This is a genomic window from Armatimonadota bacterium, assembly GCA_031081585.1.
Lineage (GTDB): Bacteria > Sysuimicrobiota > Sysuimicrobiia > Sysuimicrobiales > Humicultoraceae > Geohabitans > Geohabitans tengchongensis.
The window spans coordinates 1-21242 of sequence record JAVHLY010000016.1; the positions used below are offsets into that span (position 1 = coordinate 1).

Here is a 21242-nt window from a genome sequence, read left to right on the forward strand (position 1 = left end):
TGCCGCCGCTGTTGACGCTGGCGGGCCTGCGGATGGCCTTCGCCGTCACCGGCGCGGCGGTGGTCGAGCGCATCTTCGCCTACCCGGGGATGGGGCTGCTCCTCTTCGAGGCCGTGGCGCGCCGCGACTACCCGGTCCTGCAGGGGATCTTCCTGGTGGCGAGCGCCGCCGTCCTCACCGCGACCTTCCTCCTGGACGCGGCGGCCGCCCGCCTCGACCCACGGTTGCGGGAGCGGCGGGCGTGACGGGTCTGCGGCGCCTGGTGCGCCACACGCTCACCGGAGGGACCCTGCCGGCGCTTCTCGGACTGGGCGGGCTGCTGCTGGCCACCCTGCTTGCGGATGCGCTGAGCCCCTACCCGCCGCGGGCGATGGTGGCGGCCCCGCTCATGCCGCCGGGTCCGGGACATCCGCTCGGGACGAACGACCTGGGGCAGGATCTCTGGAGCCAGTGGTTGCACGGGGCGCGCGCGTCGCTCCTCGTCGGGTTCGCGGTGGCGGGGTGCTCGACGATCATCTCCGGCGGCGTCGGACTCCTCTCCGTCACCTGGCCGGCGGGCCGCCCGACCCTGCTGGCCCTCACCGACGCCCTCCTCGCCGTCCCCCACCTGCCGCTCGTGGTCCTGGTGCTGGCGCTGCTCGGCCCCGGGCTCTGGCACCTGGTGGCCGCGCTGGCGGTGGTGGCCTGGCCGGCCTTCGCCCGGGTGGTGCGGGCGCAGGCGCTCAGCGCCGCCCGGCGCGACTACGTCGCCGCGGCCCGGGCACTGGGAGCCGGTCCCGGGCGCATCCTGCGCACCTGCCTCCTGCCCGAAGTGGCCCCCACGCTGTGGACCAAGTTCCTGCTCACGGTGCGCTGGGCCATCCTCATGGAGGCCGCGCTGGCGCTGATGGGGCTCGGCGATCCCAACGCGCCCAGCTGGGGCACGGTGCTGCACGGCGCGTTCAGCTACCCGCTGCTCTTCCTCGGGTCCACCTGGTTGTGGTGGGCGATGCCGCCGGCCCTCGGGGTGGCCGCTGTGACCCTCCTGCTCTCGGTGCTGGGCGCGGACTTCGAGGGATGGCTGAACCCGGCGTCACGGCCCGCCCGCGCCGTGGCGGGCGCCTCGACCGTCAGGCCTGAGGCGCGGGCGACGTCCTGACCAGCGCCGCGCGCACGCGGGTCAAGAGCTCCACCAGCGGCCCCTCCGCCGCCGCACCCAGCTGCTCGACCAGGTCCACCAGGGCGCTGCCGACGATCACCCCGTCGGCTGCCGCCCCCACGGCCGCCGCCTGCTCCGGCGTGGCGATCCCGAACCCGGCGCAGGCCGGGAGAGGCGTGACCGCCTTCACGCGGCGCAGGAGGTCCACCGCCTCGGGCGGCACTGCGCGGCGCACCCCGGTCACCCCGGTGAGCGAGACGCAGTAGACGAACCCGGTGGAGCGGGATGCGGCCAGGCGCAGGCGCGGCTCCGAGGTGGTGGGGGCCACCAGGAAGACCGTGTCCAGTCCGTGGTGGCGGGCGGGCGCCAGGAGCGGGTCGGCCTCGTCGGCCGGGAGGTCGGGCACCACCACGCCGTCCACGCCCGCCGCGCGCGCGTCGCGGCAGAAGCGCTCCCACCCGTACTGGGCGACCGGGTTGGCGTAGGTGAGGAGCACCACGGGGACGGGGACGTCGCGGGCCAGCGCGCGCACCAGCTCGAGTACGGCACCCAGGGTGACGCCGCCGGCGAGGGCGCGCTGCGCCGCCCGCTGGTTCGTGGGACCGTCGGCGATGGGGTCGGAGAAGGGCACGCCCACCTCGACGATGTCGCCCACGCGGGCCACCGCCCGCAGCAGCCGCCCGCTCGCCTCCAGATCCGGGTCGCCGGCCATGAGGAAGGGGATGAGGGCCGGCCGCCCGTCCAGGCCGGCGAAGCGCTCCCCCAGGCGGCTCACCGGCGGGGCTCCCGCTCCGCGAGGGCCGGCACCGGGTGCGCGCCGTCCACGACCGCCGTGGCGTCCTCCCCCACCGCCCGCGCCACCACCTCGACGTCCTTGTCGCCGCGCCCCGAGAGCCCCAGCACCACCACCGCCTCCGGCGGGAGCGACGCCGCCAGACGCGGCAGGTAGGCCACGGCGTGCGCCGGCTCCAGCGCCGGCAGGATCCCCTCGGTGCGGGCCAGCAGGCGGAACCCCTCCAGCGCCTCCGCGTCCGTGACCGCCACGTACTCCGCCCGTCCCGTCTCCTTCAGGTAGGCGTGCTCCGGTCCCACCCCCGGATAGTCGAGCCCGGCGGAGATGGAGTGGGTCTCGCGCACCTGCCCGCTGGCGTCCTGCAGCAGGTAGGAGAAGGCGCCGTGGAGGATGCCGGGCCGGCCGGCCACCAGCGTGGCGGCGTGCGCCCCGCTGGCCAGCCCCGCGCCGCCGGCCTCCACGCCGACGAGGCGCACCGGGTCGTCGCGGAAGGCGTGGAACAGCCCGATGGCGTTGCTGCCGCCGCCCACGCAGGCCACGGCCGCGTCGGGCAGGCGGCCCGCGGCCTCCAGCACCTGGGCGCGGGCCTCGCGGCCGATCACCGCCTGGAAGTCCCGCACGATGGTCGGGTAGGGGTGGGGGCCCACGACGGAGCCGATGACGTAGAAGGTGGTGCGGACGTTGGTCACCCAGTCGCGCAGCGCCTCGTTGATGGCGTCCTTCAGCGTGCGGCTGCCCCCGTCCACGGGGATCACCTCGGCGCCCAGCAGGCGCATGCGCACGACGTTGAGGCGCTGGCGGGCCATGTCCTCGGTGCCCATGTAGACGTGGCACTCCAGCCCCAGCAGCGCCGCCGCCGTGGCCGTGGCCACGCCGTGCTGCCCGGCGCCGGTCTCGGCGATGATGCGGCGCTTGCCCATGGCGCGGGCCAGCAGGGCCTGCCCGAGGGCGTTGTTGATCTTGTGGGCGCCCGTGTGCAGCAGGTCCTCGCGCTTCAGGTAGACGCGCAGGCCGCCGAGCGCGGCGGAGAGCCGCGCGGCGGAGAAGAGGGGAGTGGGGCGGCCGCAGTAGTCGCGCAGGTAGCGGGCGTAGGTCTCCTGGAAGCCGGCGTCGCGTGAGAGCGTCGCGTAGGCCGCTTCCAGCTCCTCCAGCGCCGGGATGACCGTCTCCGGCACGAACCGCCCGCCGTAGGATCCGAAGTACCCGCGCCGGCCCGGCGGCGAGGTCACGGGCGATCGGTCCATACGTGCCCTCCTCCAGTCAGCGCTGCGCGCACTCCCAGGCGCGCACGGCCGCCACGAAGGCGCGGATGGCCTCCGGGTCCTTGCGCCCGTCGCGCTCCACCCCGCTGCTCACGTCGACCCCGTAGGGCCGGAGGCGCGTCAGCGCCTCCGGCACCGTCTCCGCCCGCAACCCGCCGGACACGATGACGGGCATCCTGGCGCTCAGCCCTTCACCCACCGCCCAGGGGAAGGGGCGCCCGCTCCCCCCGGCCACGCCCTCTCCCCTGCTGTCCAGGAGGATGGCCGACGCCCGAGAGAAGCGCTCCACGGCCGCCCTGACAACGGCCGCACTATCCTCCTCCCCCACGCGCACCGCCTTGATGACGCGCAGCCCCTGCGCCCGCAGCGCCTCCACCTCCTCGGGGCTCTCCTCGCCGTGGAGCTGCACCGCGTCCAGCGGCACCCCGTGCGCCAGCGCCAGGACCTCCTCGAGGGGCGCGTCCACGAACACCCCCACCGCCGCCACGAAGGGCGGCAGCGCCCGAGCGATGGCGGTGGCCTGCGCCACCGTGACCCGGCGGCGGCTCTCCGCGAAGACCAGCCCCACCGCGTCCGCCCCGGCCGTCGCGGCCGCCTCGGCGGTGGCGGGGTCCTGCACCCCGCAGATCTTCACGCGGACGCGGGGCACGTTCTAGCCGGCCCGCACCGGGGCCGCCTCGGGGAAGTAGTCGAACTTCATCGCCGCCTTCATCAGCTCCAGCGTGACCGCCGCCTCCTCCCGGGCATGGCGGCAGCCCGCCGCCAGGATGTCGTCCACGGCGTCGCGCATCGCCTCGTAGCGACGACGGCGCTCCCGGATGGGCTCGAGGAAGGCGTTGAGGGCCCGGGCCAGGCGCTGCTTCACCTCCACGTCCCCCACGCGCCCCTGGCGGTAACGGGCCTTCAGCTCCTCCACCTCGGCGCGGTCGGCGTTGAAGGCGTCGTGGTAGATGAAGACGGGGTTGCCCTCTACGTGCCCCGGGTCGGTGGGGTGGATGCGGGTCGGGTCGGTGTACATGCGCATGACCTTCTGCGTCACCGTGGCCTCGTCGTCGGAGAGGTAGATGGCGTTGCCGAGGGACTTGCTCATCTTGGCCTTGCCGTCGATCCCCGGCAGCACCGGCACGTCCCCGAGGAGGGTCTGCGGCTCGGGGAAGACCGGCCCGAAGGTCTCGTTGAAGCGCCGGGCGATCTCCCGGGTCAGCTCCAGGTGGGAGGCCTGGTCCCGCCCCACGGGGACGATCTCCGCGCGCACCGAGAGGATGTCCGCCGCCTGCAGGATGGGGTAGGCCAGCAGGCCCACCGACGGCTGGGCGATCTGCAGGTCGCGCATGACCTCCTTCAGCGTGGGCACCCGCTGCGCCCGCGGGACGGTGACCAGCATGGAGAAGACCAGCGCGATCTCCGGGATCTGGGGGACCTTGGACTGGACGAAGATCGTGCTGCGCTGCGGGTCGATGCCGACGCTGAGGTAGTCCAGCACGATCTCGCGGATGTTCTGTTCGACTTCGTCCAGCCCTTCCAGCCGCGTGGTGAGCAAGTGGTAGTCGGCCAGGAAGAAGAAGCACTCGTACTGGTCCTGCAGGCGCACCCGGTTGGCCAGCGTCCCGACGTAGTGCCCCAGGTGGAGCTTGCCGGTCGGGCGGTCCCCCGTCAGCAGCCGTCCCCTCTTCACCGGTCCATCCCTCCGTCCCTCATCCGTCCGTCCTCCCGCCGCGGCCCGGCACCCGGGCGTGCGGCCCGACGGGCACGTCGGCGGCCGCCAGGCGCATCCGGCGCACCAGGTCGGCGGGGTCCGGGCTGCGCACCAGCGCGCTCCCCACCAGGACCGCGTCGACGTAGGGGCGTAGGCGCGCCACGTCCGCCGGTCCGCCGATCCCGCTCTCCGCCACCCGCACCGCGCCGGGCGGCAGCAGGGGCGCCAGCCGCCGTGTCGTCTCCAGGTCGACGGTGAAGGTGCGCAGGTCGCGGTTGTTCACCCCGACGAGCTCCGCCCCCGCCGCGCGCGCCCGCCGGGCCTCCTCAACGGTGTGGACCTCGACGAGCGCCGCCATCCCCAGCTCGGCGGCCAGGCGCCGCAGCATCGCCAGCGCCTCCACTTCCAGCAGGGCGGCGATGAGGAGGACGGCGTCCGCCCCCAGCGCCCGCGCCTCGTAGACCTGGTAGGGCTCCAGGACGAAGTCCTTGCGCAGCACCGGCAGGTCCACGGCCGCGCGGGCCTCCTGGAGGTCCTCCGGCCGCCCGCGGAAGAAGCGCGCGTCGGTGACCACCGAGAGCGCGGCGGCACCGCCGTCCGCGTAGGCGCGGGCGAGGGCGGCGGGGGAGGGGACGTCGCCCAGCGTCCCGGCGGAGGGCGAGGCGCGCTTGATCTCGGCGATGACCCCGAACCCCGCCCCCCGCAGCGCCCCCGCGAAGTCGCGGGGCGCCGGCGCCGCCGCGGCGCGGCGCCGCACCTCCGCGTCGGAGACGTGGGCGCGCGCGGCGGCCACCTCCGCGCGCTTGTGCGCGGCGATCGTCTCCAGGACCGACGGGGGTGCGCTCACGCGGCCGCCTCCGCATCCACGGGCGTCCACTCCCACCCTTACACCACGGCCTCCGCGCGGGTGCGGGCGCGCAGCGCCTCCAGCCGCTCGTAGGCCGCCCCCGAATCGACGGCTCGCACCGCCAGGGCCAGGCCCTCGCGCAGGTCCTCCGCCAGGTCGGCCGCCACCAGCCCCGCCGCGGCGTTCAGCAGGACCAGATCGCGGGGCGCCCCGCGCTCGCCGCGCAGGACCGCCTCGGCGACGCGCGCGTTCTCCTCCGGCGCCCCGCCGGCGATGGCCTCGGGGGCGGGGCGGGGCAGGCCGAGGGACTCCGGCTCGACGGTGTAGGTGCGCACCCGCCCGTCCCGCGCCTCCGCCACCCGGGTGGGGCCGAGCGTGCTCACCTCGTCCATGCCGTCCCCGTGCACCACCAGGGCCCGGCGCACCCCCAGCTCCAGCAGCACCTGCGCCAGCAGCTCGGTGAGGGCCGGGTCGTAGACGCCCACCAGCAGGTGGCGCGCGCCGGCGGGGTTGGTGAGCGGCCCCAGGATGTTGAAGACGGTGCGGATGCCGATCTCCCGCCGCGGCCCCACGGCGTGCTTCATCGCCGGGTGGTAGAGCGGGGCGAAGAGGAAGCCCATGCCGATGTCCTCGACGCACCGCTCTACGACCTCGGGCGCGACCTGGATGTTCACCCCCAGCGCCTCCAGGACGTCCGCGGCCCCGCAGCGCCGGCTCACGGCGCGGTTGCCGTGCTTGGCCACGTACGCCCCGGCCCCGGCCACGACGAAGGCCGCGGTCGTGGAGACGTTGAAGGTGGAGATGCGGTCGCCGCCGGTGCCCACGACGTCGACCAGGCCGTCCACCCGCGGGCGGATGCGCTGGGCCCGCTCGCGCATCCCCCGGGCGAAGCCGGCGATCTCCTCCACCGTCTCCCCCTTCATGCGCAGGGCGGTGATGAGCGCGGCGATCTGCGCCGGGGTGGCCTGGCCGTCCATGATCACCCCCAGCGCGTCGTGCGCCTCCGCCTCGCTGAGGTCCTGCCGTTCCACCGCCTTCCGGATGGCCTCTTTGAGTTCCATCGTCCGCCCCTCCCCGTGCGCCTCTGCCGCGGCGCCCGCCGGTCCCCGCCTACGGCACTACCGTCGCCGGCCGCACCGCCAGCCCGGCCCGCTGCAGGAAGTTGCGCAGGATCTGCTTCCCCGGCGCGGTGAGGATGGACTCGGGGTGGAACTGCACCCCCTCCACCGGATGGGCGCGGTGCCGCAGCCCCATGATGGTGCCGTCCTCCAGCCAGGCGCTGACCTCCAGGACGTCGGGCAGCCCCGCGCGGTCCACGATCAGCGAGTGGTAGCGGGTGGCCTCGAAGGGGTTGGGAACGCCCTCGAAGAGGGTGCGCCCGTCGTGGTGGATGCGCGAGGTCTTGCCGTGCACCGGCACCGTCCCCCGCCGCACCACGCCGCCGTAGGCGGCCCCGATGCACTGGTGCCCCAGGCACACCCCCAGGACCGGCGTGGTGGGGCCCAGCCGGCGCAAGACCTCCAGCCCGATGCCCGCGTCCTCCGGCGTGCCCGGGCCCGGCGAGATGACGATGGCCGCCGGACGCATCCCCGCCAGCGTGGGGACGTCCACCGCGTCGTTGCGGAAGACGGCCACGTCGAAGGCGCCCTGGCCCAGCTCGCCCAGGTACTGCACCAGGTTGTAGGCAAAGGAGTCGTAGTTGTCGAGCACCACCACGGTCGGCATCAACGTCCCTCCCCGCCGGGGACCGGCACGGCCGCGGGCGCGGCGGCGCGGACGGCCGCGTCGCGCTCCGCCTCCCGGTAGCGCCGGCCGGCCAGCTCGAGGGCCCGCACCAGCGCCTTCGCCTTGTTCACCGTCTCCACGTACTCCCGCTCCGGCACGGAGTCCCACACCACGCCCGCCCCGGCCTGCACGTAGGCCCGCCCGCCGGTCAGCACCAGCGTGCGGATGGTGATGCAAGTGTCCATCGTCCCGGAAAAGCCGATGTACCCCACCGCCCCCGCATAGGGCCCGCGCGCCACCGGCTCCAGCTCGTCGATGATCTCCATGGCCCGCACCTTGGGCGCCCCGGTCACCGTCCCCGCGGGGAAGGCGGCCCGCAGCACGTCCACCGCATCCAGCCCCGCGCGCAGCCGGCCGCGGACGTCGCTGACGATGTGCATGACGTGGGAGAAGCGCTCCACCGCCATGAGCTCGGGGACCTCCACCGTGCCGTAGCGGCAGACCCGGCCCAGGTCGTTGCGCCCCAGGTCCACCAGCATCACGTGCTCGGCCCGCTCCTTCTCGTCGGCCAGCAGGTCCGCCTCGTAGCGGCGGTCCTCGAACTCGTCGCGGCCGCGCGGCCGGGTGCCGGCCAGCGGCCGCGTCTCCACCACGTCCCCCTCCAGCCGGACCAGCAGCTCCGGCGAGGAGCCGGCGAGCTGCACGCCGTCGAAGTCCAGGAAGAACATGTAGGGGGAGGGGTTCACCGTCCGCAGGGCGCGGTAGACGTCCAGCGGGTCCACCCCCGGCACCTCCAGGGCGAAGCGGCGGGAGAGGACCACCTGGAAGATGTCCCCCGCCCGCACGTACTCCTTCGCCCGCGCCACCGCCTCCACGAACTGCCCCACCGGCATGGTCGTCTGCGGCACGGGGTCCACCCGCCCCGCCGGTTCTGGCAGGACGATCGGCCGGCGCAGCCGTTCGTACAACCCCTCCACGCGCTCCACCGCCCGCTGGTAGGCGGCCGCGCCCGTGCCCGCGCCGTCGGCGAAGCCGTTGGCCACGATGCGGATGGTGTGCTTCAGGTGGTCGAAGACCACCACCGCGTCCGCAAAGACCAGGTAGCAGTCGGGGAGGCCCAGATCGTCGGGCGGACGGTGCGGCAGGCGCTCCCACTGGCGCACCAGGTCGTAGCCGAAGTAGCCCACCGCGCCGCCGAAGAAGCGCGGGAAGCCCGCGACCGGCGCGGGGCGGTAGCGGGCCAGCACCTCGCGCAACACCTGGGTGGGGTCGCCGTCCACTTCCTCCACGCGCCCGTCCGCGCGCAGCTCCACCCGCCGGCCCCAGGCGCGCAGGGTGAGGAAGGGGCCGACACCCAGGAAGGAGTAGCGGCCGATGCGCTCGCCGCCCTCCACGCTCTCCAGGAGGAACGCCTCCTCCAGCGCCCCGCCGACGGGACGGCCGCGGCGCAGCTTGAGGAAGGCGGAGATCGGCGTCTCCAGGTCGGCCGGCAGGTCGCCCCAGACCGGGACCAGGTTGCCCTCCCGCAGGCGCGAGAGGAACTCCGTCTTCGTCGGTTCGATCTCCAGCCGCATCAGCCGCCCTCCCTCGTGGCGTCCTCCTGGCGCGCGGCGTCTCCGTGCGCGGCCGCCCCGGGGCGCGCGCCGTCTCCGGAGCGCGTGACGTCCCCAGCGTGCGGGTGGTCCTCGTGCAGCCGCGCCGACGCCACCGCGGCGCGCAGCGCCGCCAGCTGCTCCTGGAACCGGTCCAGCGCCGCCAGGATGGCCTCACGGTTGGCGCGCGCGATGGCCGCCCACATCGGTCGCGGGCTGCGGGCCACCCGGGTCATCTCCCGGAAGGCGGGGCCGGCGATGGCCCGGGCCTCCTCCTCCACTGCCTCGGCCAGCGCCAGTGCCACCAGGTAGGGCAGGTGGCTCACCTGCGCGGCCAGCCGGTCGTGCGCCTCGGGCGGCAGGCGCACCGGCTGCATCGCCAGCGAGCGCACCAGGGCTTCCACCACGCCCACCGCCTCCGGGTCGGTCCCCTCCACCGGCGTCAGCACGTACGGCCGGCCCGGCAGGAGCGAGGCCTCCGCCGCCGCGATCCCCTCCCCTTCCGATCCGAACATCGGGTGGCCGCCGACGAAGCGCACGCGCGGCAGCCCGGCCAGCGCGGCCACCACCGGGGCCTTCACGCTCCCCGTGTCGGTGAGGACCGCCCCCGGCCGCATGTGCGCCGCCGCCGCCCGGGCCACCGGCACGATGGCCGCCAGCGGCACCGCCACGACCGTCACCTCCGCCCCGCCCACCGCCCGCAGGTCGGTGCCCGCCTCGTCCGCCGCCCCGCGGGCCACCGCCGCCTCTGCCACGGCGGGGTCGCGGTCGACCCCGACCACCGCCCACCCGGCCCGCCGCAACCCCATCCCCAGCGAGCCGCCGACCAGCCCCAGCCCGACGACCGCGACGCAGCGGCTGGCCAGGTCAGGCCTCCCGTCCCACCGCCGCCGCCACCGGGCGCAGCCGGGTCATCAGCCTGGCGAAGTTCTCCGGCGTGAGGGACTGCGGCCCGTCGCTGAGGGCGCGGTCCGGCTCCGGGTGCACCTCCACCGTGATGCCGTCCGCGCCGGCGGCCACCGCGGCCAGGGCCATCGGCTCGACGTACCGCCACTTCCCGGTGGCGTGGCTCGGGTCCACGATCACCGGCAGGTGGGTCAGGTGCTGGAGGACGGGGACGGCGGAGAGGTCCAGCGTGTAGCGGGTGTAGTTGCCGAACCCGCGCACCCCGCGCTCGCAGAGGACGACCTCGTAGTTCCCCTCGTTCATGATGTACTCGGCGGCCAGCAGCAGCTCTTCCACGGTCGCCCCCGGCCCGCGCTTCAGCAGCACCGGCTTGCCCACCCGGCCGGCGTCGCGCAGCAGCGGGTAGTTCTGCATGTTGCGGGCGCCGATCTGGATCATGTCGGCGTACTCGGCGACGATGCGCAGCTGCGCGGCATCCATGGCCTCGGTGACCACCGGCAGGCCGGTGCGCTCGCGCGCCTGGGCCAGCAACCGCAGCCCCTCCTCCTCGAGCCCCTGGAACGAGTAGGGCGAGGTGCGGGGCTTGAAGGCCCCGCCGCGCAGGAGCGTCGCCCCCGCGGCTTTCACCGCCTCCGCCGTGCGGAGGATCTGGTCGCGGCTCTCCACGGAACAGGGTCCGGCGATGACGGCCACGCGGGTGCCGCCGATGGCCGCCGGGCCCACCCGCACGATGGTGTCGTGCGGGCGGAACTCGCGGCTCACCAGCTTGAAGGGCTGGAGGATGCGGACGACCTTCTCCACGCCCGGCGCCGCCTCGAGCGCGTCGCGCAGCAACTCCTTGGTGTGGCTGTCGCCGACCACACCGATGACGGTCCGCTCCGTCCCGACGGAGAGGTGCGTCCCCAGCCCCGCCGCCTTGATTTTCTGCACCACACCCTCAATCTGCGCCTGCGTGGCTCCCGGCTCCATCACGACGATCATCCCCTGCGGCCCCCCTCTGACCGTTCCCGCCGCCCGAAAAAACGACAGACTCTCGCCTGTCGAGGACGAGAGTCTGACTCCCGCGGTGCCACCGTCGATTCCGGGCGCCTGCCGCGCCATGCGGCAGACATCACCCCGGCACTCGTTGACGCCCTGCCTCCCGGGCCCATTCCCGGCGGATCCGGTACCGCGCTCCCACCGCTGCGCGGCTCGCTCGCACCTTCGGGCGCCTGGCGCGCCCCCCGGTGGCCCTTCCGGGCACCTTCCCCGCCGGTACTCTTCCCGATCCTCGGCGGCCGGTATGCACCTGTGTGCAGGGATTATAGCACGAGCGTCAACCCCCTATGGATAGAAGCGCTGCGCGAACGGAGACACCGGGCTCCTCCGAATGGGCCCGTGCCAGGCCACGGTCACGGCCGACTGAGCCCGGACCCCGGTGGGGTGTCCAGATGTCCTGTGGCAGTGATCTTCCCAGAGGCCGTCTCGCCGGTAGCCCCGCCGGGCATACCGTCGTGGTTCGCCCTGTCGTCGTCACCTGTGCCAGCACCCGCCGCACCACCGGCACCACCCCCAGCGGGCGGGCCGCAGCGCACCCGAACGATCGGAGGGAGTGCGAGGACCGTGGAGGAGTCCAGGCACGAACCGCCTGAGGGGCCGCAGGCGCCAGAGGCGGGGCGGGACGGCAACGGCGAGACGAGGCAGGGCGACGACCTCGACGCGGTCCTCGGCGCCCTCTACGATGCCGGCGCCTGGTTCCGGCGCGCGGTCAGCCTGTACGACCTCCCGCTGCGGACCGGGCTCTCGCTGGCCGCCGTCCGGGCGGCCTGCCTGCGCGGGTTGCGGGAGGGGTGGCTCACCGTAGCCGAGGCGCCGCCGGGCCGGCGGCCCGCCTACACGCTCACCCCCCGCGGGGTCGCCCGGGCGACGCGGCTGCGCCCGCGCCGGCGGGAGCCGGACGAAGACCGGCAGATCGACTGACGGGGATGCTGCCCGCAACTACGCAGGTAGCAGTAACGCCGCAGCACCTTCAGGACGCACCGGCCGACGAGATCATCAGCCTCTCCGCAGACGCCGTGCCGAGTGGGGTGTAGAAAGGCAGACCGGGGAGAAGTGCCCCGGGAGCCTGAGGCACGCGCCTAGAGACTGCTGTCAGAAGCCAGATAAGGGCCCGGGCTCGGAAACCGCCGTCGGAGGCTGGGGCGGCTGGCGGGTCAGCGCCTCGGGCGTCTACACCCCATTCGCAGATGACATTGAGTCCGATCGACTCGGCGCGAGTGACCCGGGACGTGGCAGAATTAATCAATCACCTGTGGGGGTATCCGAGTCCTCACGGCGGTTGCACGAGGAGTTTGAATGATCTTAAGGCTCCTGTTGGAACGTTTTCCCCACCGCTTCCAGTAATCTGCTCCGGTACTGTGCAAAGGTGACATCAAGTTCGCCGGTGAGGAACCATGAGAAACAGTACTGCAGCGCGGTTAGCGCGCTGTCTGTCAATGCAACACCTCTGGGGCGTAGCTGACCTTTTGGGATGACAATGCAGCGGTCGAGGCGGAGGAAGCCTTCGCGGATCAATATGCCATCTTCAATATGCCACCTTCACGCCTTCTCCGTCATAGCCGCTTGCTGCGAGCCGGATTGGACCGCGTCGCCATCATGACCCGGGGACAGGTGGTCTACGAGGGCACCCCCGACGCCCTGGCCAGCGACGCGGCCGTGGCCCTCACCTACCTGGGCGTCTGACCTCCTCCCTCGACCAACGCCTCCAGCCGCTCGAAGAAGTCGGGGAAGGTCTTGGCGACGCACTCCGCGCCGCGCAGCAGGAGTCCCTCCGCGCGCAGCCCTGTGACCGCAAACGCCATCGCCAGCCGGTGGTCGCCGTGGGTCTCCACCACCGCCGGGCGGAGCGGGCGCGGATGGACCTCCAGCCCGTCGTCGTGCTCGACCACCTCCTGCCCCAGGCGGCGCAGCTCCTGCGCCAGGGCGCGGAGGCGGTCGCTCTCGTGGTGGCGCACCACGGCCACACCGCGGATACGCACCGGCCCGTCGGCGAAGGGCGCGAGGGCGGCCAGGGTGGGGGTCATGTCCGGCATGGCCCCCAGGTCGGCATCCACGCCGCGCAGCCGCGCGGGGCCGCTCACCTCCACACCGTCCGCCGTCCAGCGCACCGCACACCCCATGCGCGCCAGCACCTCGAGGACGGCCAGGTCGCCCTGGGGCGAGTCGGGGCGGAGGCCCGGCACCTCCACGCGCCCGGCGGTGACCGCGGCCGCGGCGAAGAAGTAGGAGGCGCTGCTGGCGTCGGGCTCGACCCGGTAGCGGCGGGCACGGTAGCGCTGCGGGGCCACGCGGAAGACGGCGGGGTGCGGGCGCTCCACCGTCACGCCGAACGCCGCCATCACCCGCACCGTCATCTCCACGAAGGGCGCCGCCGGGAGCGTCCCCTGCACCTCCAGCTCGACTGGGCTGCGGGCCAGTGGCGCGGCCATGAGCAGGGCCGAAAGAAACTGGCTGCTCCGGGCCGCCCGGACGGCGGCGCGCCCGCCGGCCAGGCCCCGGCCGCGCACGTGCACGGGCGGACAGCCGGTGGGGGCGTCAAGGTCGCCGCCGAGCGCCCGCAGCGCCTCCACGAGGCCGCCGATGGGGCGCTGGCGCATGCGCGCGCTCCCGTCCACCACGCAGCGGCCGTGCCCGCAGGCGGCCACGGCGGTGAGGAAGCGCGCCACCGTCCCGGCGTCACCGGCGTCGACGACGGCCTCGACGGCCGGGACCCGCCCGGCCGCCCCGTGCACGACGAGCCGGCCGCCGGCGAGGTCGGTCTCAACGGTGAAGCCCAGGGCGCGCAGCCCCTCGACCATGCGCCGGGTGTCCTCGCTCCACAGGGCCTCCTCGACGACGGTGGTCCCCTCGGCCAGGGCCCCCAGGAGGAGGGCGCGGTTGGTCAGGCTCTTCGACCCGGGGACGCTGACGGTGCCGACGACGGGGCGGACGGCGCGCACCGCCGGCCTGGGCGGGGACGCCACCGCGCCCGCCCCGAGCGGCGCCTCCTCCGGGGCCAATCCGGAGTCGGCGCGGGGCGCCGACCCCGCAGGGGGAGTCACGGCGTGGGGCGCTGCCCCCGTGCCAGGTCGGGGCGCAGGTTCACCGCTTCGCGCAGGTAGACGTGCACGATCTCCTCCTGTGCCCGCGGGGTGTTCCACAGCAAGAGGACGCGGATGGTGCGCGGCGGGGCCCCGGGGACGTCGATCTCGCGGGCACTGAGCAGCGGGACGTGGGTCCACCCGAGCAGCCGGCCCGCCTCGGCCGGGAAGGCGGCGTCCAGGTCGCCGGTGGCCGTGAAGATCACTGCCGCCACCTCGTAGGGCTCGACCCCGTTGCGGCGCACGATCTCCACCAGCAGCTCGCGGGCCGCCTCCAGGATCGCCTCGGCCGTGTTGGCCTCCACCGACGTGGCGCCGCGGATGCCCCGGATGTGCATCTCAGACCCTTCCGCCCGACCTGCGGTCCATCAGGCCCGCCCTCCCGGCCGCTGGAGGAGCGCGGCGGCGGCGCGCAGGGCCAGGACCATGGACTCCCCGCCGAACCCGGCGATGGAGCCCACGCACACCTCCGCCAGCAGCGAGCGACGGCGGAAGGGCTCCCGCCGTGCCGGGTTGGAGAGGTGCGCCTCCACCACCGGCAGCCCCACCGCGGCCACGGCGTCGCGCAGCGCCACGCTGGTGTGGGTGAGGCCTCCGGCGTTGAGCACCACCGCGTCGTGGGTGCGGCGGGCCGCGTGCAGCCGGTCGATGATCGCCCCCTCGTGGTTGGACTGGAAGACCTCGACCTCCACGTCGAGCTCCCGCCCCACCCGCTCGAGGCGCTCCACCAGCGCGGCGTAGGGCTCGCGCCCGTACACCTCCGGCTCCCGCTCACCGAGCAGGTTGAGGTTCGGCCCGAAGATCACGAGGATGCGCGACACGCCCCCAGCGCCTCCCGCACCAGCGCCTCCGGCACGACCTGGTCGATCACCCCCTGCCCGACCTCCTTCAGCAGCACCAGGCGCAATGCCCCGGCCGCCGTCTTCTTGTCCAGGCGCATGGTCGCCAGCAGCGCCCCGGCGTCGGGCGCGTCCGCCGGCAGGCGCGTGGGCAGCCCGGCGCGAGCCAGCAGCGTCGCCTGCCGCTCCACCGCCTCCCCGGCCAGCAGGCCGAGGCGGCGGCTCACCTCCGCCTCCACGCACATCCCCAGCGCCACCGCCTCGCCGTGGGTCAGGCGCCCGTCCAGCCGCTCCAGCGCGTGTCCCACCGTGTGCCCGTAGTTGAGGACGCGCCGCGGGCCCGCCTCGCGCTCATCCGCCGCCACCACGCGCGCCTTCACCGCCGCGCAGCGGGCCACCAGGTCGGCCAGCACCGCCGCATCGCGGGCCAGCACCGCCGGCAGGTGGGCCTCCACCCAGTCGGCCAGCGCGGCGTCGCAGGCCATCCCGTACTTCACCACCTCGGCCAGCCCCGAGCGCAGTTCGCGCTCGGGCAGCGGCCGCAGCGTCTCCACGTCGGCCACGACCACGGCCGGCTGGTGGAAGACCCCGACCAGGTTCTTGGCCCGGGGGTGGTTCACCGCCGCCTTGCCGCCGATGGCGCTGTCCACCTGGGCCAGCAACGTGGTGGGGACGTGCACCAGGGTGATGCCGCGCATGTAGACTCCGGCGACGAACCCGCCCAGGTCGCCCACCACCCCGCCCCCGAGCGCGACCAGCGCGGCGCGGCGGTCCACCTCCGCCGCGGCCATCCGGTCGATCACCCCGGCGGCCGCGCGCAGGCTCTTCGCCCGCTCCCCCTCCGGGACCGTCACCCGCAGCGGCGGCAGCCCGACCGCTGCCAGCGCCCGGGCGGCGCGGGCCCCGAAGCGGCGCCACAGCCGGCCGTGGGTGAGCAGCACGATGCGGCTCGGGGCGACCCGCCGCCGCACCTCCGCGCCCAGCAAGTCGAGCAGCCCCGCCCCGATGCGCACCGGGTAGCCGCCGCCCGGCAATGACACGGGGACGGTCGCCGCGGCGCGCTGCAGCACCAGGCCGACGATCTCCTCGGCCACCTCGTCCACCGGGCGGGTACCGTCGAGGGTGATGTCCGCCTCGGCGTAGCGCGCCGCCCGGGCGCGCAGCAGCGCCTCCAGCCGGCCGGGCGGGTCGGCGGCGAGCAGCGGGCGGTCGGCCGCCCCCGGGCCGAGCCGGCTCAGCAGGACTTCCGGCGGCGCCTGCAGCCAGATCAGCAGCCCGCGCCGGCGCAGCGCCTCCAGGTTGCCCTCGTCGAGCACCACGCCGCCGCCGGTGCCGATGACCGCCGGGTGCGCGGCGGCGGCACGGCGCACCGCCAGGCGCTCCAGCCGGCGGAAGGCGCCCTCCCCCTGTTCCTGGAAGATCGCCGTGACCGGCCGGCCGGCCCGCTGCACCACCAGGTCGTCGGTGTCGACGAAGGGCCAGCCCAGCCGCGCCGCCACCGCGCGCCCGACCACCGACTTCCCCGCCCCCGGCATGCCGATCAGCACGACGCTGCGCACCACGCCGCTCACATCTCCCGCAGGCGGCGCAGGTAGGCGTCGTAGGCGCCGCGGATGTCCGCCAGCGCGTCGCCGCCGAACTTCTCCAGGAAGGCGTCCGCCAGGACGTAGGCCACCATGGCCTCGCCGATCACCCCGGCGGCGGGGACGGCGCAGACGTCGCTGCGCACCACCACCGCCTCGACCGGCTCCTTCGTCACCAGGTCGACAGAGCGCAGCGGCCGCCGCAGCGTGGAGAGCGGCTTCATCGCCGCGCGCACCACCAGGGGTTCGCCGGTCGTGGTACCCCCTTCCAGCCCCCCCGACCGGTCGCTGGCGCGGTAGAAGCCCCGCCCGCGCTCGTAGAGGATCTCGTCGTGGGCCTCCGAGCCCGGGCGGCGGGCCGCCTCAAAGCCCAAGCCCACCTCCACGCCCTTGATGGCGTTGATGGACATGAGCGCGGCGGCCAGCCGGGCGTCCAGCTTGCGGTCCCAGTGGACGTAGCTGCCGAGCCCGGGCGGGACGCCCAGCGCCACGACCTCGAAGACCCCGCCCAGCGTGTCGCCGCGCTCGGCGGCCTCGTCGATGGCCGCCATCATCCGCCGGGCCGCCTCCTCGTCCACGGCCCGGACCGGCGACGCCTCGGCCCGGGGCGCATACGCCTCCCAGGCCGCCGGGCGCGCGGCGATGGCCACGCCGCCGATCTCCGTGACGTGGCTGAAGATCTCGATGCCGAAGGCGGCCAGCAGCTTGCGGCAGATCGCGCCGACCGCCACGCGGGCCGCCGTCTCCCGGGCGCTGCTGCGCTCCAGCACCCGCCGCACCTCGCGGAAGCCGTACTTCTGCGCGCCCACCAGGTCGGTGTGGCCCGGGCGCGGACGGGTGATATCGGGCTCGTCGCGCCGCCAGTCGCGGTTCTCCAGCCACAGCGCGATGGGGGCGCCGATGGTCTCGCCGCGGATGACCCCGGAGACGATCTCGGCGCGGTCCTGCTCGATCTGCATCCGCCCGCCGCGGCCGTAGCCGCCCTGCCGGCGGGCCAGGTCCCGGGCCAGGTCCTCCTCGGTGAGCGGCAGGCCCGCCGGTATCCCTTCCAGGATGGCCACCAGGGCCCGGCCGTGCGACTCCCCGGCGGTCAGGAAGCGCAGCATGGCGTCATTATAAGATCGCCGCCGGGTGGTGCGGGGTGGCAGGCGCCGGCGGGAGCGGTATGGTCCGTCCTGGCCTCTACGCGCTGGGAGCCTTCGGCAGCGGCCTGCTGCAGCAGACGGTGCTGCTGTGGCTCTTCTACTTCTACGCCCCGCCGCCGGGACAGCCGCTCCCGCCGAGGGCGGAGGCGGCGGCCGTGGGCGTGGCCCTCGGCGTCGGGCGGGTCGTCGACGCCCTGGCCGACCCGCTGGTGGCCCACTGGAGCGACCGCGTGCGCTGGCGCTGGGGGCGGCGCCGCCCCTTCATCCTGGCGGCCTCACCGCTGCTGGCGCTCACCTTCGTGCTGGTGTGGCGCCCGCCGCACGCGTGGCCCTCCCCGGCAAACGCCCTCTACCTGGCCGTGACCCTGGGGCTGTTCTTCTTCCTGTACACGCTCGTCCTGAACCCGTACACGGCGCTCCTGCCCGACCTCACCCCCGGCGGGCAGGGACGCCTGGGCACGGTGGCCTGGCTGACCGCCGCCAACCTGGCCGGGGTCGGCGTCGCCTTCGTCCTCTCCCCCCTGCTGGCCGACCGCCTGGGGTTTCCGCAGCTGGGCGTCGCGCTGGCGCCGCTCGGGCTGGCTGCGCTCCTGGCCGCCGGGCTCGGCGTGCACGAGCCGCCGACGACCGACCCGCCCCGGACCTTCCCGGACGCGCTGCGCGGGGTGTGGAGCGACGCGCGCTTCCGCGTCTACCTCCCCGGCCTGGCCGCACTGTGGTTCGGGCTTAACACCGTCACGCTGACCCTGGCCCTCGTCGTCACAGTGCTGATGGGCCTCCCGCAGGCCATGGTGGCGGCGGTGCTCGGCGCCGGCCTGGCCGCCACGGTGGCGGCCCTCCCGCTGGTGAGCGGTCTGGCCGCGCGCTGGGGCGCCCCGCGCACGCTGCGGCGGGCCGTCGCCGCCGTCGCCCTCTTCCTGCTCCTGATGGCCGGCCTGGGGCGATGGCCGCTCCCGCTCGATCCCGCCCTGCTGGGCACGGCGCTGGTGGCCCTGGCCGGGCCGGCCGTGGCCGGGCTCTTCATGCTGCCCAATGCGCTGCTGGCGACGATCGCCGAGGAGCACGGGCGCGCCGGACGCGGCCGCGTGGAGGGGATGTTCTTCGCCTTCCAAGGGATCGTGCTGAACGGGGTGACGGCCGCCTCCGCGGTGGCGCTGGGCGCCCTCCTCGACGGGCTGGGATACACCCCGCCGCTGGCGCCGGGACTCCGGGCGGCCCTGCTGCTCGCGGCGGTCTCCTGCGCAGGCGCATACCTGATCTTCTCGCGCTATCCGGACTGACCGCCGGCTCGCGGGCTCCGGACGGCCTGCTGGCGCCACCGCGGGGCCGGCGACCGGTCGTCACCGCCCGCTTCCCCGCCGTGCCCGGCGGACCTCGTCCAGCAGCGCCAGGTAGCTGCGGTAGCGCGACGGCGCGATCTCCTCGCGCGCCACCGCCGCCTTCACCGCGCACCCCGGCTCCTCCAGGTGGAGGCAGTCGCGGAAGGCGCAGGCGGCGGCGCGGGCGGCGATCTCGGGGAAGCAGTCGTCCACCGCCTCGGGCGCCAGCGGCTCCAGCTCCAGCACCTGCACCCCCGGCGTGTCGACGATGAACCCCTCCGCCACCGGCAGGAGCTCGGCCACCGTCGTGGTGTGGCGTCCCCGCCCGGTCCGCGGGGAGAGCTCACCGGTGCGCCGCCGCAGCCCGGGCTGGAGCGCGTTCAGCAGCGTCGACTTCCCCACGCCGGAGGGCCCGACGACCACGGAGATGCGCCCGGCCAGGCGCGCGCGCAGCTCGTCGAGCCCCTGCCCGGTGCGCGCACTCGTCACCAGCACCGGGTAGAGCGGACGGTAGCGCGCCACCAGCGGCGCGGGGTCGGCCAGGTCCGCCTTGTTCACGCACAGCACCGGCGCCGCGTGCGCCGCCTCCGCCAGGGCCAGGAAGCGGTCGATGGCTCCGGGCTCGGGCTCGGGGGACGCGGCGGCGAAGACCACTACGGCCTGCTCGACGTTGGCGGCAATGACCCGCCGCGCGCCGCGGACCCAGCGGGTGAAGACGGTCCGGCGCGGCAGCACCGCCTCCAGGACGCCCGTCCCGTCTGCACCCGGCCGGAACTGCACCCGGTCGCCGGGCACCGGACGCCCCGCCATCCCGCGCAGCCGTCCGCGCAGGACGCAGCGCACCGTCCGGCCGTCGTGGTAGACCTCGCAGAAGGATCCGGTCGCCCGGGCGACCAGCCCCTCCGCTAGCGACGCGGCGCCCCGCGCCTCCGCCACGGAGCGGCGCTACCGACCGTCGCTCACGGTGCGCAGAGGTGCGCCCCGCACGCCAGGGCCCCGGCCGCCGCGGCGGCCGGTACCTGCCGACCCGCGGCTCCGCCCCGCGGCGGCGGCGCGGTCGCCGCGCCGGCGGCCGGCGCTGCGGCCGCGCGCCGCGGTGAGGTACTGCCGGTAGAGGCGACTGACGGTGTGGTGGGTGATGGCGAAGCGCGGCGCCCGCTCCGGGCGCAGCCCCCCGGAGAAGGTGCGGGGGATGTGCAGCAGCTCGTGGATGAGGACGCGGTCCTGCTGCGCCCGGCTGAGGCGCCCGAAGTCGGGCATCAGCACCTCGACCACGTAGTGCGCCCGCACGCGCAGCGCCCGCTGGAAGATCTGCGGCAGCCCCCAGATGCGGGCGTAGGCGTTGGCGCGCGAGCCGAAGACGCGCAGGCAGTGGACCCGCCGCGGGTCGACGTGGTCGAAGCCCAGCGCGCGGGCGATGCGCACCAGCCGGCGGTGGATGTCGGGAGCGGGCTGCCAGCGCATCAGGAGGCCGGTGTGGCCGCGCGGGCGTGGCGGGCCAGCGCCGCCAGCTGTCGGATTTGCCCGAGGTGGTAGGCCAGGTGCTGCACGGCGTGGAGCAGGGCCCAGGTCCGCGTCACCTCCGCGCTGCCCCCCGCGCGCTCGACCCGCACCGTCCCGGCCAGGCGCTCGGGGGGGAGCTGGGCCAGGACGCGCGCGCTCTCCTCCCCCACCGTGCGCAGCGTCGCCAGCAGCGCCGCCTTCTCCAGGCGGTCGGGGCCGAACTCCGCGTCCCGGTGACGCAGCACTGTCGCGCCGCCCACGATCCCCTGCACCCAGTAGCGCTCGGAGCCGGCGATGTGGCGCAGCAGGATCCCCACGGTGTTGCGCAGCCCGGGGAAGCGCCGGTTGACGTCCTCGTCGTCGAGGTCGGCCACCGCCTCGACCACCTGGCGGCGCAGGTCCTCCAGCACGTCCGCCACCGCGTTCACGAACTCGTCCGGCATCGCCTCCTGCTCCTCCCGCCTGACGACGGCCCCTCGGCTGCCCCGCACCGGTCCGGGCCAAGCCGCCTGCCCGGGGCCGGCCCGCGCCGGGGCGCGGGGCCTAGCGCACCGGCCGCCACCGCGGCTTCTCCTCCGCGTCGAGGCGCTGGTAGCACTGCGCGCACAGGTACACCACGTCGAGCTCCCCCGCCTCGTCCAGGTCGGCGCCCGTCCCCTCGTACCAGGCGAGGCGGGCCGCCGGGTCCTGGCGGCGCCCGCAGGCGTCACAGACGAAGGGCAACGTACAGCCTCCGGTTCACCTTCCCCTTGTTCTCGGTGCCCGTCACCACGAGG

23 protein-coding genes are annotated in these 21242 nt (G+C 75.2%); 4 read left to right on the top strand and 19 right to left on the bottom strand.

Going from position 1 to position 21242, the window contains the following annotated elements; translation table 11 throughout:
- On the top strand, positions 1-245 hold a 245-nt coding region (locus RB146_07800; GenBank protein MDQ7828883.1), incomplete at its 5' end, for an ABC transporter permease subunit.
- The gene (locus RB146_07805; GenBank protein ID MDQ7828884.1) at positions 242-1138 is read left to right on the top strand and encodes an ABC transporter permease; all 897 of its coding nucleotides are present in this window, start codon (positions 242-244) and stop codon (positions 1136-1138) included. The genes RB146_07800 and RB146_07805, both read left to right, overlap by 4 nt.
- Here RB146_07805 and trpA read toward each other — a convergent pair.
- Genes trpA through aroF form a run of 10 tightly spaced genes read right to left on the bottom strand, consistent with a single transcriptional unit; the run spans position 1110 to position 10940 of the window.
- Positions 1110-1913, bottom strand: coding sequence for a tryptophan synthase subunit alpha (trpA, locus tag RB146_07810; GenBank protein ID MDQ7828885.1), 804 nt, complete (start codon positions 1911-1913; stop codon positions 1110-1112). The two genes, RB146_07805 and trpA, sit on opposite strands and share 29 nt — an antisense overlap.
- Positions 1910-3175 (bottom strand): tryptophan synthase subunit beta, encoded by a 1266-nt coding sequence (gene trpB / locus RB146_07815; GenBank protein MDQ7828886.1) that lies wholly within the window; start codon positions 3173-3175, stop codon positions 1910-1912. The genes trpA and trpB overlap by 4 nt, the downstream gene beginning before the upstream one ends.
- 16 nt (positions 3176-3191) lie before the next feature.
- On the bottom strand, positions 3192-3842 hold the full coding sequence (locus tag RB146_07820) for a phosphoribosylanthranilate isomerase (GenBank protein MDQ7828887.1): 651 nt from the start codon (positions 3840-3842) through the stop codon (positions 3192-3194).
- Between the two features lie 3 nt (positions 3843-3845).
- Positions 3846-4868 carry a tryptophan--tRNA ligase gene (gene trpS, locus RB146_07825; protein MDQ7828888.1) on the bottom strand — a complete coding sequence of 341 codons (1023 nt, stop codon included), beginning with the start codon at positions 4866-4868 and terminating at the stop codon, positions 3846-3848.
- A 19-nt stretch (positions 4869-4887) separates the two neighbouring features.
- Positions 4888-5736: an indole-3-glycerol phosphate synthase TrpC gene (trpC, locus tag RB146_07830; protein MDQ7828889.1), complete on the bottom strand. Its 849-nt coding sequence runs from the start codon at positions 5734-5736 to the stop codon at positions 4888-4890.
- A gap of 38 nt (positions 5737-5774) precedes the next feature.
- The gene (gene trpD / locus RB146_07835; protein ID MDQ7828890.1) at positions 5775-6797 is read right to left on the bottom strand and encodes an anthranilate phosphoribosyltransferase; all 1023 of its coding nucleotides are present in this window, start codon (positions 6795-6797) and stop codon (positions 5775-5777) included.
- A gap of 49 nt (positions 6798-6846) precedes the next feature.
- The gene (locus RB146_07840) at positions 6847-7461 is read right to left on the bottom strand and encodes an aminodeoxychorismate/anthranilate synthase component II (protein MDQ7828891.1); all 615 of its coding nucleotides are present in this window, start codon (positions 7459-7461) and stop codon (positions 6847-6849) included.
- The gene (gene trpE / locus RB146_07845) at positions 7461-9035 is read right to left on the bottom strand and encodes an anthranilate synthase component I (GenBank protein MDQ7828892.1); all 1575 of its coding nucleotides are present in this window, start codon (positions 9033-9035) and stop codon (positions 7461-7463) included. Before trpE ends, RB146_07840 begins: the two co-directional genes overlap by 1 nt.
- A complete protein-coding gene (locus RB146_07850; protein ID MDQ7828893.1) occupies positions 9035-9919 on the bottom strand; it encodes a prephenate dehydrogenase in 885 nt (294 codons plus the stop codon). The genes trpE and RB146_07850 overlap by 1 nt, the downstream gene beginning before the upstream one ends.
- A gap of 1 nt (position 9920) precedes the next feature.
- Positions 9921-10940, bottom strand: coding sequence for a 3-deoxy-7-phosphoheptulonate synthase (gene aroF, locus RB146_07855; protein ID MDQ7828894.1), 1020 nt, complete (start codon positions 10938-10940; stop codon positions 9921-9923).
- Positions 10941-11561: 621 nt separating this feature from the next.
- Between aroF and RB146_07860 the strand changes: the two genes are divergently transcribed.
- Positions 11562-11918 (top strand): hypothetical protein, encoded by a 357-nt coding sequence (locus tag RB146_07860; GenBank protein MDQ7828895.1) that lies wholly within the window; start codon positions 11562-11564, stop codon positions 11916-11918.
- Between the two features lie 746 nt (positions 11919-12664).
- Here the strand turns inward: RB146_07860 and aroA are convergent.
- The 5 genes from aroA to aroC all read right to left on the bottom strand — a co-directional run bounded on the left by aroA (position 12665) and on the right by aroC (position 17605).
- On the bottom strand, positions 12665-13960 hold the full coding sequence (aroA, locus tag RB146_07865) for a 3-phosphoshikimate 1-carboxyvinyltransferase (protein ID MDQ7828896.1): 1296 nt from the start codon (positions 13958-13960) through the stop codon (positions 12665-12667).
- Positions 13961-14034: 74 nt separating this feature from the next.
- Positions 14035-14415 (bottom strand): chorismate mutase, encoded by a 381-nt coding sequence (aroH, locus tag RB146_07870; protein MDQ7828897.1) that lies wholly within the window; start codon positions 14413-14415, stop codon positions 14035-14037.
- Positions 14416-14445: 30 nt separating this feature from the next.
- A complete protein-coding gene (gene aroQ, locus RB146_07875) occupies positions 14446-14898 on the bottom strand; it encodes a type II 3-dehydroquinate dehydratase (protein ID MDQ7828898.1) in 453 nt (150 codons plus the stop codon).
- Positions 14880-16487 (bottom strand): 3-dehydroquinate synthase, encoded by a 1608-nt coding sequence (gene aroB, locus RB146_07880; GenBank protein ID MDQ7828899.1) that lies wholly within the window; start codon positions 16485-16487, stop codon positions 14880-14882. Before aroB ends, aroQ begins: the two co-directional genes overlap by 19 nt.
- Positions 16484-17605, bottom strand: a complete 1122-nt coding sequence (gene aroC / locus RB146_07885; GenBank protein ID MDQ7828900.1) for a chorismate synthase — start codon at positions 17603-17605, stop codon at positions 16484-16486. Before aroC ends, aroB begins: the two co-directional genes overlap by 4 nt.
- A gap of 59 nt (positions 17606-17664) precedes the next feature.
- Here aroC and RB146_07890 point away from each other — a divergent pair, with 59 nt between their 5' ends.
- On the top strand, positions 17665-18924 hold the full coding sequence (locus RB146_07890; protein ID MDQ7828901.1) for an MFS transporter: 1260 nt from the start codon (positions 17665-17667) through the stop codon (positions 18922-18924).
- 60 nt (positions 18925-18984) lie between these two features.
- Here RB146_07890 and rsgA read toward each other — a convergent pair whose 3' ends face one another.
- The 4 genes from rsgA to RB146_07910 form a co-directional block, all read right to left on the bottom strand.
- On the bottom strand, positions 18985-19899 hold the full coding sequence (gene rsgA, locus RB146_07895) for a ribosome small subunit-dependent GTPase A (GenBank protein ID MDQ7828902.1): 915 nt from the start codon (positions 19897-19899) through the stop codon (positions 18985-18987).
- A 9-nt stretch (positions 19900-19908) separates the two neighbouring features.
- Complete coding sequence (locus RB146_07900) at positions 19909-20427, bottom strand: putative metallopeptidase (GenBank protein MDQ7828903.1); 519 nt, start codon at positions 20425-20427, stop codon at positions 19909-19911.
- The gene (locus RB146_07905) at positions 20427-20909 is read right to left on the bottom strand and encodes a DinB family protein (protein MDQ7828904.1); all 483 of its coding nucleotides are present in this window, start codon (positions 20907-20909) and stop codon (positions 20427-20429) included. Before RB146_07905 ends, RB146_07900 begins: the two co-directional genes overlap by 1 nt.
- Positions 20910-21009: 100 nt before the next feature.
- Positions 21010-21189 (bottom strand): hypothetical protein, encoded by a 180-nt coding sequence (locus tag RB146_07910; protein ID MDQ7828905.1) that lies wholly within the window; start codon positions 21187-21189, stop codon positions 21010-21012.
- Positions 21190-21242: the final 53 nt, after the last annotated feature.